We start from the raw sequence: 13,502 nt of genomic DNA on the forward strand, positions 1-13,502 counted from the left end.
TCTAGATGATCGATTCCAAGGGGTCAGTGGTCATAGGCGGTGAGTGAGCGCAGGGCAGGCTCTCCGGTGTGGTCGTTGTGCCAGATCGCTACGGTCAGCGCGAGGATGCGCTGCATGACGCGGGCGACGACGCCGCCGGGTGTGCGCCCTCGGTGCTGTTCGAGATCGAGTTGGCCCTTGAAGGTCTCGTTGACCGACTCGATGATCTGCCGTAGCGGCTCGAACAGGGGTGCTCCGGGACGCTCCGGCTCGCCCTTGCGGGCCGGCCGGAGTAGCCGGACGTCCTGCTCGGCCAACTCGTGTTCGAAGCTGCGGCCGAAGTAGTTCTTGTCGCCGATCAGCGTCTGGGCAGGACGTGCGGCGACGAGGTCCGCTTCGGCCGCAAGGAGGTCCAGGAGGGTCTCACGCTCGTCGGCCTTGGCCCCGGTCAGGGCGAAGGCGACGGGCAGGCCCTGAAGCGTGCATACCAGGTGCAGCCGCAGGCCCCAGAAGAAGCGGCTGTGGCTGGCGCAGTACCCGTATTCGGCCCATCCGGCCAGGTCGGAGCGTTTGACGGTCTCGCGGGAGCGTCCGCACTCCACCGGCGTGGAGTCCACGATCCACACGTCATCGCTCCACACGGAAGTGTCGGTGGCCAGCAGCCGGGTCACCCGCCGAAGCAGTCCGGCGGCCTTGCGCAGCCGCTTGTTGTAGCCGGGCTGCTGCGGCAGGTACGGGAAGAGATGCCGCAGGTGGGAACGGGCATGGCGGAGCCACCTGGCCTCGGAGGTGAAACCGAGCATGGCCTGCATCATGGCCAGTGTGACCAGCTCGGCGTCCGTGAGCTGCGGGGCGATCCCCACCGCTGGCCGCCATGGCACGAGATGCGGAGACGCCTTCAGCAGATCGTCGGTCTTCACATAGAGTGCAGTCGCGAGGGTGTCCAACTCTGTCTTCACACACTGACGTTGGACGCCATCGTCCCATGCGCGCAGCCGATCCTTTGGAATCGATCACCTGTCTTACCGGTCACCGGTACACCAGAAAGGATCGCGGTATGTCCAGCGACCGTCTCATGCGCATCCACAGCGCCGAGTTCCAGGCCATGGCCGAGAGGGTCCTGCGGGTCACCGAGCTCACCTCCCGCCTGAACGTCCTGCCTTTCGAGGACGAAGCGGGCAAGGCGGAGCTGTTCGAACAGATCCTCGGCAAGCCGCTGCCACCGAGAGTCACGATCTATCCGCCCTTTTACACGGACCACGGCCTTCACCTCGACCTCGCCGAGCGCGTGTTCATCAACCAGAACTGCACGTTCCTGGACTACGCCGGCATCCGGCTCGGCGAGCGCGTGATGGTCGGCCCGAAGGTCACGTTCATCACCAGCGGCCACCCAGTCGATCCCGAGGAACGGCGGCTGTACCTCACCGGTGCGCCCATCGACGTGGCGGAGAACGTGTGGATCGGTGCCGGTGCCACGATCCTGCCCGGCGTCAGCATTGGCCGTGATGCCGTGATCGCCGCTGGCGCTGTCGTGACCGATGACGTTCCGCCGGCAAGCCTGGTGACCGGTAGTAAGGCAACCGTGCACCGACGGTGGTGACGACCTCTCCGGGGCCACGCCGAGCCCCTGACTACGGGCAGCCATCAACCACATCGGAAGCCTGGCGCCCCTCCCCGAGGCAACTGGCTCCAGCCCAGGGGGCATCCGCGCGCTTACCCCGCGTGATCACTGACCCCTTGGAATTGATCATCTAGTCGGCCAGGACGGCGTCGAGCATCCGGCGGGCGAGCGCCGTGAGTTCCGCCAGGTCGGGCGCGGGCCGGGTGCGGGCCGCGGCGCCGGCGCGGCCGCCTGGTCGAGGAAGCCGCGGTTCGCGGGGGCGCCCGGCACGTACCCGAAGCCCTCGAAGCCGACGCGGTAGTTGAACGTCACCATGACCGCGCCGCCGCGGGCCAGGACGGCCGCGTCGTAGGCGGGGTCGGGGCAGTGACCGCTCTTCCATCCGCCGCCGTAGATCCACACCATCACCGGCAGGTCGTCGCCGGCCTCGCCGGGCGTCCACACGTTGACGGTCAGACAGTCCGGCCCGTCCTCGGGACGCCAGGCGACCGGCATGCCCGGCACCAGCGGCAGCTGGGGCGGGGCGGCGCCGAACGCCTTGGCCGGCCGCACCCCCGTCCAGGGCTCGGGCGGGATCGGGGCCCGGAAGCGCAGCGGGCCCTCGGGCGGAGCCGCGTACGGGATCCCCTTGAAGATCTTCAGCCCGTCGGTCTGCGTCCCCTCGACCGACCCGGCGGTGGTCACGACGACCGGTTCCATGCGGGGTGCCTCCTGTTGGTGGTTCGGGGGGCGGGACCTGCGCCCCGCCCCCTCACTGTCGGACTCTTCTGCCTGGGGAGTTCGTTCGCCGGCTAGCGGCGGTCGCCGGCCCGGGGCGGCGGGCCGCCGGCGTCGGCCGGCGAGGACCACAGGGCGCACTGGTGGTCGGCGGCGAACGTGGTGATGGTGCGGGTGGCCCCGTCGGGGCGCAGGCTCTGGACGCGGTACGTGTCGCCGCCGGCCGTCGGCCAGGCGGCCTGGCCGGGGGTGTTCGGGTTGCCGGTGCGGGCGAAGGCCGCCCAGGAGCGCTTCATCTGGTCCGCCAGTGCCTTCTGGGAGGAGGTCAGCGGGCGGTCGCCCATGGTGAAGTCGAACAGGTAGGCGAGTTCGGCGCTGTGGGCGTTGGATTCGTCCAGCCCCGGGACCTGGGCTCCGAGCAGGGTCGGCGAGCCGGGGTCGTCGAATTCGTAGACGTACGTCGGCACCTGGGTGCGCAGCGTGGTGGCGGTCCGGTAGGTGTGGCAGGCGAAGGTGGCGTCGGTGAGCAGCGCCGAGTAGGCGAGGTAGGGCGAGGGGTGGTCCGCCAGGGGGTAGTGGGCCAGGATCCCGGCCGCGGCCGGGCCGTAGTCGGCGGTGATCCGGGCGGTGTACTGCTCGGCGGTGAGGTGGGGCTGGGTGAGGGCGACGAGGAGGCGGGCCTCGGCGGCGGTGGAGCCGATCAGGATCGGGACCTGGTGCCAGGCGCCGGCGGTGATGGCGTCGATCGGCTGTCGGGGCAGGACGGGTGTGCCGGTGGCCGGCCCGGGGGTGGGGTGGCTTTGGGCCGCGGCGAGCAGGGCGGCGGGCGGTGCGGTCCGCAGGCAGGTGAGGGTGTCGGGGCCCTGGGGGCAGCCGGCGGCCGCGGCGTAGGCCTGGCCGTCGGCCTGGGCGGTCCGCTGGTCGGGGGCGGTGAGCAGGGAACAGGGGCCGCTCTGGAGGATGGCACGGCTGAACAGCCCGGCCGTCCGCGGGGAGGTCAGCAGGGCGCAGACCGATCCGGCCCCCGCGGACTGGCCGGCGATGGTGATGTTGCCGGGGTCTCCGCCGAAGGCGGTGGCGTTCCGGCGGGTCCAGGCGAGTGCGGCGATCTGGTCCTGCAGGCCCCAGGTGCCCGAGCCGACGGTGCCCTCCTGGTCGAACTGGGGCAGGGCGAGGTAACCGAGCTGGCCGAGCCGGTAGTTGATGCTGACCACGATGCTCCCGGTGAGCCCGGCCATCGTCCGGCCGCCGAACTGGGTGCCGGTGCCCTGGGAGTAGGCGCCACCGTGGATCCAGAAGATCACGGGCAGGCGGGCGCCGGGGGCCGCGCCGGCCGGGCGGTGGACGTCGAGGTACAGGCAGTCCTCGCTGACGTTCTGCGGGTCGGCGAGGCCGAAGGGCGAGAACTGCAGGCAGGCGGGCGCCTGCCGGGTGGCCTGGCGGACACCGTCCCAGCGGGCGGGCGGCCGGGGCGCCCGGAAGCGGCCCGTTCCCGTGGGCGGCGCCGCGTACGGGATGCCGAGGAACGCCTCGGCGCCGTCCATGGGCAGGCCCGCCACCAGGCCGGAGCCGGTGACGGCCAGCGGGCCGGTCGAGCGGGCTGCGCCGAGGGCGGGGACGGCCGACAGGAGCAGGGCCGCGAGGGCGAGCAGCAGGACGAGGGCAGGGTGCGGTCGAGCTGGCGGGTGGGGTCGCACGGGGCCTCCAGGTGGAGTGGTGGGTGACTCGACGCCGAGTGGTGCACGTGCGGGGTTTGCGGGGCCGGGGTGGCCGCGGCCGGCCGGGGCGTGTGGCCCCCCGGGGCCGGCTACGGGGTGGCGGTCACGCCTTGGGCGCGGTGGTCCAGGCGAGGTCGGGCAGGTAGCCGGGCGCGGCGGTGAAGCCGGTCAGCTTCTTGGCGTTGTAGGCGTAGATGCCGTCCATGCGCAGCACGGGGACGAACCAGGCCTGGTCGACGGCGTAGCGCATGACGTCCTGGTACAGGGCGGGGGCCTGCTCGGCGGGGGCGGCTGCGGCGGCCGCCAGCCTGCGGGTGAGCTCGGGGTCCTGGGTGGCGAAGGGGTTGAAGGCGGTGGGGTGCGGCAGCAGCCAGTCCAGGGATGCCAGGTAGCCGGGGGCGCCGCCGTAGCCGAAGCCGAGGGCGGCGTACTTCTTGGAGGTGGCGTTGGCGAGCCACTGGCCGATGCCGGTGTCGGTGGTGACGTCGGCGTTGACGCCGATCTGCTTCCACTGCTGGACCACGGCCTGGGTGACCAGGTCGATGCCGAGCATGCCCTGGGTCTCCACCGTCAGGGAGAAGCCGTTGGGGTATCCGGCGTCGGCGAGGAGCTTCCTGGCCTTGTCGACGTCGTACGGGTAGTGGTTGTCGTAGTCGGCGGCGTAGCTGTCCAGGCCGGGCAGGGAGATCTGGTCGGTGGGCCGGCCGTACTCCTGGACGACGGCCTTGGTGATGGCCTGGCGGTCGACGGCGTAGTTCAGCGCCTGGCGGACCCTCGGGTCCTTCAGCGGCGGGGCGAGGGTGCCCTCGCGGTCGGCGAGGTTGGCGCCCAGGAAGAAGGCGGGGGACTTGGTGATCGCCAGGCCGCCGGACTTCGCGGTGTCGACCTGGCCGGCGCTGAGGCCGATGATGTCGGCCTGGCCGGTCCTGACGGCCTGCAGGGCGGAGTTCGGGTTGGGGATGACCTTGATGACCACCTTCCTCCAGTGGATCTTGGACTTGTCCCAGTAGTTGGGATTCGGGGTGTAGGTGTAGTGGTCACCGGAGGCGGTGTTGGCGGTGTCCAGGACGTACGGGCCGGCGCCGAAGGACCGGGTAGCGAGCTTGGCCGGGTCCTCCAGGCCCTTGGGGCTGATCACCGAGCCGACCATCAGGAGCTGGGTGAGCAGGTGGGGCAGGTTGGGGTGCGGGGAGGAGCAGTGGATCCGCACGGTCAGGGGGCCGGTCGCGGTGACGGAGTCGATCGCGGAGACCCAGGAGGCGTTCAGGCCGTTCTTGCGGGAGTAGTCGAGCGAGGCCGCCACCGCCTGGGCGGTCACCGGGGTGCCGTCGGCGAACCTGACGCCGTCCCGGAGGGTGAAGTCGAAGGTCTGGTTTCCGTCGCCGACGTAGCCCCAGGTGGTGGCGAGGCCGGCGTCGATCCTGCCGCCCTCGCGGATGCGCAGGACGCTGTCGTAGGTCAGGTTGACGAACCAGTTGTCGGAGCCGACGTTCGCCCTGGCCGGGTCCATGCTCGCCGGCGGGCTGTAGGAGACGACGGTGAGCGTGTCGCCCTGCGCCCGGGAGGTGCCGGTGGCGGAGCTGCCGCAGGCGGTGACGGAGGCGGCGAGGAGGGCGAGCGCCGCCAGGCCGGGGGCGGTTCGGTGTCTGGACATGGGGTCCCTTTCAGGAGGGGGGCGGGGAGCCGGCGAAGGGTCAGGCGGCCGGGACGGCCAGCTCTGCGGAGCGGTGGCAGGCGGTCAGATGCTCGGCGTTCTCGGCCTCGGGGCCGACGGCGGACGGGAGGAGAACCGGACGAACGGTGCGGCAGATGTCGACGACATGGGCGCAGCGGTGGGCGAAGGCACAGCCGGTGGGGGCCGGGGGCCCCGGCGCGCTCACCTCGCGGGGTGGCCTGCGGGAGCGCCGGGCCGTGGGGTCCGGCTCCGGGACGGCGGCGATGAGCATCCGGGTGTAGGGGTGCGCGGGCTCGGCGTACACCCGTGCGGCCGGACCGGATTCCATGATCTGGCCGCGATAGAGGACCACGATGCGGTGCGAGAGGTGGCGGACGACGGGCAGGTCGTGCGCGATGAACAGGTAGCTGAGCGCCATCTCCCGCTGGAGGTCGGCCAGCAGGTTCATCACCTGGGCCTGGATGGACAGGTCGAGGGCGCTGACGGGCTCGTCGCAGATGACCAGACGCGGGGAGAGCATGAGGGCCCGGGCGATGGCGATGCGTTGACGCTGCCCGCCGGAGAACTGGCCGGGGTAGCGTTCCGCGGTGTCGGCGGGCATGCCGACGCGTTCGAGCATGGCGACGATCCGGGCGGCGTTCTGCCGGCGGTCCAGCCGCTCGTGGACCAGCAGGGGTTCGGCGAGGGTCTGACCGATGGTGCGCGCCGGGTTGAGGGAGGAGTACGGGTCCTGGAAGACCACCTGGAGCGCGGAGCCGAGGGCGCGTCGGGTCCCGGCGCCGGCGTGGGTGATGTCGGCGCCGTCGAAGAGCACCCGACCCGAGTGCACGGGGGTGAGCCCCAGCACGGCGCGGCCGATGGTGGACTTGCCGGATCCGGACTCTCCGACCAGGCCGACCGTCTCGCCCTGGCCGATGGCCAGGGAGACGCCGTCGACGGCTCGGAGAGGCGGGACACGGCGGCCTTGACGGAATTCGACGCTCAGGTCGCAGAGTTCGAGGATGTGCGGGGTGGTCATCGGGCCTCGGCCTCCAACAGGAGCTGCTCGGCGTGGACGCAGCGGGTGATCCGGGCAGGCGCCGGCTCGGTGAGCTGCACCGGTGCCGCCGTGCACCGCCGGTCGGCCCGGGGGCAGCGGTCGGCGAACCGGCAGCCCGTGGGCCGGCGGCCGGGCGGCGGCACGGTGCCGGGGATGGTCGGCAGCGGCCGGCCGGCGACGGCGCGGTGCGGGTTGGCGGCCAGCAGGCCGGCCGTGTAGGGGTGCAGCGGAAGGGTGAACACGGGCTCGACCGCTGCCTGTTCGACGACCTGGCCGGCGTACATGACCACCGCCCGGTGGCACAGGTCCGCCACCACGCCCCAGTCGTGGGTCACGATGACGACGGCCATGCCGGTGCGGTCCTGCAGGGTGCGCAGCAGGGCGAGGATCTCGGCCTGGACGGTGACGTCCAGGGCGGTGGTGGGCTCGTCCGCGATGAGCAGTCTCGGTTCGCCGGCCAGGGCCAGGGCGACGGCCACGCGCTGGGCCATGCCGCCGGAGAGCTGGTGCGGGTAGCGCCCCGCCACCGCGGCCGGGTCGGGGATGTTGACCATCGCGAGGAGTTCCAGGACCCGGTCGCGGGTGGCGCGGCGGGCGGCTCTGTGGCGCATCCGGCGGGCGGTGCGGTGGGCGGTGCGGTGGTGGGTGCGGTGGTGGGTGCGGACCGCCTCGGCCAGCTGCCGGCCGACGGTGAAGGTCGGGTCGAGGGCGACCATCGGTTCCTGGGAGACGTAGGCGATGCCGGCGCCGCGCACCCGGGCGAGTGCGGAGGGCGCGTCCACCAGGTCCGTGCCGTCGAAGACGACGCGGCCGCCGGTGATCCGCCCGCCGCCCGGGATCAGGCCGAGAACGCCGAGCGAGGTGACGGACTTCCCGCAGCCGGACTCGCCGACCACGCCGAGGGTCTCCCCGGCGTGCACGTCGAAGCTCACGTCCTGCACGACGGGAATGCCGCCGATGGAGATCGACAGGTCGCGCACCGACAGCAGGGCCCCGGCGTCGGGGGCGTCCGCCGTCCGGGCGGAGTTCGGGCCCGGTTCGGGCGGGCGGCGCGAGGAGGGGGATGTCCTGACGGTCGACCAGTTCTCCACGGCGGAGTCGCGGATGGCGTCCCCGAGCAGTCCGAGGGCGATCACCGTGAGGACGAGCGGCACGCCGGCGGGGACCAGCATCCACGAGTCTCGGTCGATGGCCTGCGAGGCATCGGCGACCAGCCCGCCCCACGAAGGGTTCGGGGGCTGGGCACCCAGGCCCAGGAAGCCCAGCCCCGCCTGGATGATCACGACGATCGCGGCGAACAGCGCGGCCTGGACGATGACCGTGCTCGCCAGTCGGGGCAGCACGTGGCGGCGCAGGATCCGGCCGTGGGACAGGCCCGCGACCTTGGCCGCGGCCACGAACAGTTCCTCGCGCAGGCCCAGGGTCTGCGCACGCAGGATCCTGATCAGTCCGGGGCTGCCGAGGACGCCGAAGGTGACCATGGCGGCGTGCAGATTGCCGGGGAAGACCGACAGGACGACCAGGACGACGATGATGCCGGGCAGGGCGAACATCAGGTCCGCGGCCCCGGTGACCAGCCGGTCCACCCATCCGCCGAGGTAGCCCGACGCCAGGCCGAGGCCGACGCCGATGACGAGGAACACCACCAGGGCCTCGGCGACGGCGAGCAGGGTGGAGCGGCCGCCGAACAGCAGCCGGCTCAGCAGGTCCCGGCCGAGGGTGTCGGTGCCCAGCGGGTGCGAGCCGGACGGACCGGCCAGGACGCGGTCGAGATCCTGGTCGAGCGGACCGTACGAGGCGAGCAGCGCCGCCCCGGAGGTGGCCAGGGTGAGCAGCACCAGCCAGCCGGCGGCGACGACGGCGGCCGGCCGCCGGGCCAGGCGGCGCAGCAGGCCCGCGCGCACGGGCACGGTACCGGTGGCAGTGGCCGTTCGGGTGGCAGTGGCAGTGGCAGTGGTCCGGCCGGTCATGACGCACGCACCCGGGGGTCGAGGCGGCCGTAGGCGAGGTCGACCAGGAGGTTGACGACGACGACCAGCACGGTGATGTAGAGGACGGCGCCCTGGATGACCGGGATGTCGTGCTGCAGGGTGGCCTGCGGAGTCAGGCTCCCCAGGCCCGGCATGGCGAAGACGGTCTCGACGAACATCGCGGCGGCCAGCAGGTTGACCAGGACCACGCCCAGCACGGTGACCACCGGCAGGGCCGCGTTGCACATCACGTGCCGGTACAGGACGGAGCGCCGCCGGAAGCCGTTGGCCTCCATCACCCGGACGAAGTCCCTGCCGAGGGTGTCCAGGACCGAGTCGCGGGTCTGCTTCGCGATGATCGCCACCGCGCCGAGTGACAGGGACAGCACCGGCAGCACCAGCGAGCGGGCCCACTCGACGGGGTCGTCGAGCAGCGGCACGTAGCCGGTCACCGGGAACCAGCGCAGCTTGACCGCGAACAGGGCGATGAGGACCAGCGCGAACCAGAACGCGGGCACCGCCAGACCCAGCAGGGACAGCCCGTCCACGCTCCTGACCAGCAGACCGCCGCGGCGCGCGCTCGCCAGCCCGAGGCCGACTCCCAGCACCCCGGACACCGCGGTGCCCGCGATGATCAGCGACAGCGAGACGGGCAGCCGGCTGTTGAGCATGGCGGTCACCGGCTCCCCGCTGAACAGCGAGGAGCCCAGATCACCGTGGCAGGCCTTCCCCAGCCACTGCCAGTACTGGGCGGCCAGTGGCCTGTCCAGGCCGAGTTGGGCACGGACGCTCGCGTACTGCTCGGCCGTGGCGTGCTGGCCCACGATCGTACGGGCGGGGTCTCCGGGGACCAGCGAGACCAGGACGAAGGTCAGACCTGAAACAAGGAGGAGCAGGGGGGCCGATGACAGTAGTCGCCGGGCCACCAACCGAAGGATGGCCATGTTCACCTCATTTGATACGCAACTCTGGGAGTCGCCGGCCGGCAGAACGCCGACAGGTCCCGCCGAACCTTCGGGTGGCGACCTACCGTGGGTTACACGTGACATCGCCGAGGGTTGCAGGCAGGCGGAGGGAAGGGGACTCGCGGGCTGTCGCCCTCGCGGTGCCCGCAGAGTATCGCGTTGATTTGACTACCGCCAGGAGAGATGCACAAGCAATACTCGCGGCGCGCCGCCGGGCGGGGCGGGCCTCCGCGAGCGGCCGGGCGGGGGTGCACACCCGACCGCGCCGGCCCGGGGGCACAGCGCTTCCCACGCACCGTCAGGACGCTCGGGTGGCTCCTCCCCCGGGTGAACGGCAGGGCTTTCCGGACCGCGGGCGGGCGTCACACCCGGCGAGGCGACGGCGATACCGGAGCGACGGGCGACCCGCCGCGGAGGGCGGCCCCGCTCCACTCGGTGGTGACACGTGTAACATCGGGGCATTCCGTCCGGTCCCGGCCTTGCAGGCCGCAGGAACCGGCCACGCGGGCCCTTCGCCGTCTCCCCGGCAGCAGCCCGTCGCAGCGCGGCCACCCATGGGCCCGCGCGCCCGTCATCCATCGCTTCCGCAGCCCCCGGCCGGCCCGGCGCCGGCCCGAGCAGGCGACGGACAGTCCTCCCCGAGAGAGCCCCATGCCCGACTCGATCACCCCCACTCCGGACATCACCTGCCCCACCCGGGAGCAGACGCCACCACATGCCGGTCCGCGCACCCTCGCCGCGGGCATCGGCTGCGCACTCGCGGCCACCGCGATCAGCGCGACCGTGGCCGCCGACGTGCGGAGGCCGGCCGTCCAAGGCCTGGACGACCGCTGGCTCCAGTGGATGGGCGGCCCGCACCACGGCGTCCTGCGGCTCCCGGCCACCGCACTCGACTGGTTCGGCGGACCACTGGGGATCACGGTCCCGCTCGCGCTGGTGATCGCCCTCGCCGTCCGGCGGCGCTGGTGGTCGACCCTGTACTTCCTCAGCGCGTACGTCGGCGGAAGCATGGTCGTCGTCCAGGTGCTCAAGAGCGCCGTCGACCGCCCCCGCCCGCTCGCCCCCCTGGTCCGCGTGGACCACGGCTCCTTCCCCTCCGGCCACGCGTTCGGCGCGGCACTGCTGACCGTCCTCGTCGGCGCGCTGTTCGTTCCGCCGGCCCGGCGGCGCGTGTGGTGGCTGTTCGGCGCCTGCTTCACGACGGCGATGATGTGGAGCCGCACCTGGCTGCACGCCCACTGGCTCAGCGACACGGCCGCGGGCGCCGCGGCCGGCGCCGCGACCGCGCTCCTGCTGTGGTGCGCGTTCGCTCCGCTGCTGGCCCGGGAGGCACTGCAGCGGAACGAGAACGGCGGTCGCAGACGCGGACGCTAGGGCCGCCCGACGCCGAACGCCGCGCGGCGTCTCGGTTTCGTGCGTCGGTCTGTGCGTCGGCCCGTGCGTCGCGAGGCGGAGGACGGGGGCCCGCCAGGTGCGCGAGCGGGCGCTACCGCCGGCGCGAGGCCGCTTCCCTCTCGGCCTCGCGCCGCAGCGGCGAGGAGAACGCCTTCCACAGCAGCAACGCCGTCCCCGCCCCGGCAAGGGCGCCGGCCACCGCGTCGCTGGGCCAGTTCGAGTGGACCCACACGCCGGTCCACATCACGATCAGCGTGAAACCCGCGCCGAGCAGCCACCAGCGCCGGCGCGCGGCCTCACCGGCGATCACCGCGCTGAGGACGACCGTGAGCGCGGCCGCACTGTAGGCGTGCACCGAGGGGAACGACCCGCCGCTCACCAGGATCCACGGGTCCGCCGGCCGCGGGCGGTCGACAGCGCTCTTCAAGGGGAGGAGCAGGACGTTCGCCGCGGCGCAGGTCAGGAAGGAGTAGAGCGCGGACCACCAGCGCCGGTAGACGAGCAGGTAACCGACCAGCAGGAGGGGGCCGACGAGTCCGGGCGGGCCCCCGACTCCGGCCTGGACGACCGTTGCCGCGACGGTGAAGAGGCTGCCGTGAGGGCCGGTCAGCGCACCCGTCAGCGCCGCGTCCGGGCCGCGCAGGACCGGAGTACGCGGATCGTTCGCCAGCAGTCCCGCGATCACGAGCGAGGCGGCCAGCGCCGCCGCACCGGTCTGGACCGCGAACCGCGGCGCGGGGGACGGGATCGAATCGGGAGCGGCTTGCGCCCTCGGTCTTCTCTCCGGGGGAAGGACGTCGTACATGTGGCACCTTTCGGGATCGGCCGGAGCGGGCACCGGCGCGCGCAGGCCGAGGAGGGGGAAGCCCCGACGAGGGGGCTGGCGGCAGTGGACGGCACCGGGTCGCCCACGGCCGACCTGTAGGGGCTGCGCGCGGCACTCCGTGCGGCAGCACGGGCGGTGTGACGGCCCCGGGTGCCGGGGGCGATGTCGAAGGCCGCTCGGGCGCTCGCCCGGTCACGGCGTTCCCGTCGGCGCCGGTGGGCTGCCGGTCCGCGCATGACCTGGGGGTGATGGCGAGGCTCGGTCCGTGACCGTCCACTGAAGGGGGCAGAGCATAGCGCCAATTCCACTACCGTCACCAGAGCGCAATACCCGGACATGCGGACGGCCGCAGCGCCCGCACCCCCGAAACGCGACGGACCGACGAACCCGTCTCGCCGACCGAACCGCCGCCGGCGGACGCCGACACCGCCGCCGAACCCAGTTCAGGCATACCGGGATCTGGCGCGACGCCACGGAGGGGTGTAGAAAGGCATCTCCGTGCTGACACGTGTAATCCCGTGTGACACATGGCCGACACCGCGCGCGCCGGGCACCCGCCCCGTCGCCGCGAACGGCCCCGGTTCCGCTCACCGAGAGGTCTCCCCCATGCGACGCTCCCGCGCCCTGCCGATGGCAGCCGCACTGCTCTGCACCCCTGCTCTCGCCGGGGCACTGCCCGCCGCAGCCACCGACCGGCCCGCCCCGACGTCACCGCTGCGGATCCTGCTCAGCAACGACGACGGCTACAACGCCCCGGGGATCAGAGCGGTCTACGACCGGCTCACCGCGGCCGGGTACGAGGTCACGATCGTCGCGCCGCTCCGCAACAACAGCGGCGCCGGAACAAAGATCAACTCCGCGCCCACCGTGACCGTCCAGCACCCGGAGGAGCACGTGTGGGCCGTGGACGGAACTCCCGGTGACTCGGTCCTGTTCGGTCTGTACCAGGTCTTCAAGGACAAGGCGCCGGATCTGGTGATCTCGGGTACCAACTTCGGCCCGAACTACGCGGTGCTGGCCAACCACTCCGGCACCGTGGGGGCGGCGGTCGCCGCGCTGGAGAACGGTGTGCCGGCGATCGCCGTCAGCACCGATGCCGCCGCCGGCAACCCGCAGGCCACCCTCAACGCCATGCGCCCGACGGCCGACTTCACCGCCAAGCTCGTCGACCGGCTCAAGGAGAAGAGCAGGTCGGGCCGGCTGCTGCCCGAGGGGGTGGGCCTGAACATCAACCACCCGGTCGTCGGTGCCGACGGCACCGGCACCGCCAAGGGCGTCGCCGTCACCACCCAGGACAGCCAGCGCGTCCTCACCCCCAGCTACACACCGGCCACCGGCGACACCTGGAACGTGAGCGTGGCCTTCGGGTTGAAGGCGCCCGCCCCCGGCTCGGACCTGGAGGCGCTGCAGGCCGGCAGGATCGCCGTCTCCCCGATGGCTGCGGACTGGAACGCCGGCCCGGCCGCCGCCGCGAAGGCCGCGGCCGCGGTGGCCGGGCTGCGCCCGTAACCGTCCCGCCCGGCGCAGAGCGGCGGAGCGCCCGCGACCGGCGCTCCGCCCCCGCAATCCGCAGCCCGGAGCAGCCGGTTGCGCCGTC

At 72.8% G+C, this 13,502-nt stretch carries 11 protein-coding genes; 3 read left to right on the top strand and 8 right to left on the bottom strand.

Annotated features, from left to right (window positions below):
- Positions 1–23: 23 nt before the first annotated feature.
- Positions 24–938 carry an IS982 family transposase gene (locus tag OG871_RS02350; protein ID WP_371493877.1) on the bottom strand — a complete coding sequence of 305 codons (915 nt, stop codon included), beginning with the start codon at positions 936–938 and terminating at the stop codon, positions 24–26.
- Positions 939–1,036: 98 nt separating this feature from the next.
- Between OG871_RS02350 and OG871_RS02355 the strand changes: the two genes are divergently transcribed.
- Positions 1,037–1,579, top strand: a complete 543-nt coding sequence (locus OG871_RS02355; RefSeq protein ID WP_329561730.1) for a sugar O-acetyltransferase — start codon at positions 1,037–1,039, stop codon at positions 1,577–1,579.
- 147 nt (positions 1,580–1,726) lie between these two features.
- On the opposite strand, the gene OG871_RS02360 is transcribed toward OG871_RS02355, so the two are convergent.
- The 6 genes from OG871_RS02360 to OG871_RS02385 form a co-directional block, all read right to left on the bottom strand.
- Positions 1,727–2,299, bottom strand: a complete 573-nt coding sequence (locus OG871_RS02360) for a carboxylesterase family protein (RefSeq protein ID WP_371493879.1) — start codon at positions 2,297–2,299, stop codon at positions 1,727–1,729.
- 92 nt (positions 2,300–2,391) lie between these two features.
- Entirely contained in the window at positions 2,392–4,014 is a 1,623-nt protein-coding gene (locus tag OG871_RS02365; protein WP_371493880.1) for a carboxylesterase/lipase family protein, read from the bottom strand.
- Between the two features lie 124 nt (positions 4,015–4,138).
- Positions 4,139–5,689, bottom strand: coding sequence for an ABC transporter substrate-binding protein (locus tag OG871_RS02370; RefSeq protein WP_371493881.1), 1,551 nt, complete (start codon positions 5,687–5,689; stop codon positions 4,139–4,141).
- A 40-nt stretch (positions 5,690–5,729) separates the two neighbouring features.
- Positions 5,730–6,728, bottom strand: a complete 999-nt coding sequence (locus tag OG871_RS02375; protein ID WP_371493882.1) for an ABC transporter ATP-binding protein — start codon at positions 6,726–6,728, stop codon at positions 5,730–5,732.
- The gene (locus OG871_RS02380) at positions 6,725–8,659 is read right to left on the bottom strand and encodes a dipeptide/oligopeptide/nickel ABC transporter permease/ATP-binding protein (protein ID WP_371493883.1); all 1,935 of its coding nucleotides are present in this window, start codon (positions 8,657–8,659) and stop codon (positions 6,725–6,727) included. The genes OG871_RS02375 and OG871_RS02380 overlap by 4 nt, the downstream gene beginning before the upstream one ends.
- Before the next feature lie 56 nt (positions 8,660–8,715).
- Complete coding sequence (locus tag OG871_RS02385; RefSeq protein WP_371493884.1) at positions 8,716–9,663, bottom strand: ABC transporter permease; 948 nt, start codon at positions 9,661–9,663, stop codon at positions 8,716–8,718.
- A gap of 672 nt (positions 9,664–10,335) precedes the next feature.
- On the opposite strand from OG871_RS02385, the gene OG871_RS02390 reads away from it, so the two are divergent.
- Positions 10,336–11,058 carry a phosphatase PAP2 family protein gene (locus OG871_RS02390; protein WP_371493885.1) on the top strand — a complete coding sequence of 241 codons (723 nt, stop codon included), beginning with the start codon at positions 10,336–10,338 and terminating at the stop codon, positions 11,056–11,058.
- A 112-nt stretch (positions 11,059–11,170) separates the two neighbouring features.
- Here the strand turns inward: OG871_RS02390 and OG871_RS02395 are convergent, their stop codons facing one another.
- Positions 11,171–11,884, bottom strand: coding sequence for a phosphatase PAP2 family protein (locus OG871_RS02395; protein WP_371493886.1), 714 nt, complete (start codon positions 11,882–11,884; stop codon positions 11,171–11,173).
- 627 nt (positions 11,885–12,511) lie between these two features.
- Here OG871_RS02395 and surE point away from each other — a divergent pair.
- Positions 12,512–13,414 carry a 5'/3'-nucleotidase SurE gene (gene surE / locus OG871_RS02400; protein WP_371493888.1) on the top strand — a complete coding sequence of 301 codons (903 nt, stop codon included), beginning with the start codon at positions 12,512–12,514 and terminating at the stop codon, positions 13,412–13,414.
- Positions 13,415–13,502 lie beyond the last annotated feature (88 nt).

Origin of the sequence: Kitasatospora sp. NBC_00374, assembly GCF_041434935.1 — a bacterium.
Classification (GTDB): Bacteria; Actinomycetota; Actinomycetes; order Streptomycetales; family Streptomycetaceae; genus Kitasatospora.

What these genes read in the sequence shown, in the direction of transcription:
- OG871_RS02355 (WP_329561730.1), top strand. Translation starts at nt 1,037, where the DNA reads ATGTCCAGCGACCGTCTCATGCGCATCCACAGCGCCGAGTTCCAGGCC.
- OG871_RS02360 (WP_371493879.1), bottom strand. Translation starts at nt 2,299, where the DNA reads ATGGAACCGGTCGTCGTGACCACCGCCGGGTCGGTCGAGGGGACGCAG.
- OG871_RS02370 (WP_371493881.1), bottom strand. Translation starts at nt 5,689, where the DNA reads ATGTCCAGACACCGAACCGCCCCCGGCCTGGCGGCGCTCGCCCTCCTC.
- OG871_RS02375 (WP_371493882.1), bottom strand. Translation starts at nt 6,728, where the DNA reads ATGACCACCCCGCACATCCTCGAACTCTGCGACCTGAGCGTCGAATTC.
- OG871_RS02385 (WP_371493884.1), bottom strand. Translation starts at nt 9,663, where the DNA reads ATGGCCATCCTTCGGTTGGTGGCCCGGCGACTACTGTCATCGGCCCCC.
- OG871_RS02390 (WP_371493885.1), top strand. Translation starts at nt 10,336, where the DNA reads ATGCCCGACTCGATCACCCCCACTCCGGACATCACCTGCCCCACCCGG.
- OG871_RS02395 (WP_371493886.1), bottom strand. Translation starts at nt 11,884, where the DNA reads ATGTACGACGTCCTTCCCCCGGAGAGAAGACCGAGGGCGCAAGCCGCT.
- surE (WP_371493888.1), top strand. Translation starts at nt 12,512, where the DNA reads ATGCGACGCTCCCGCGCCCTGCCGATGGCAGCCGCACTGCTCTGCACC.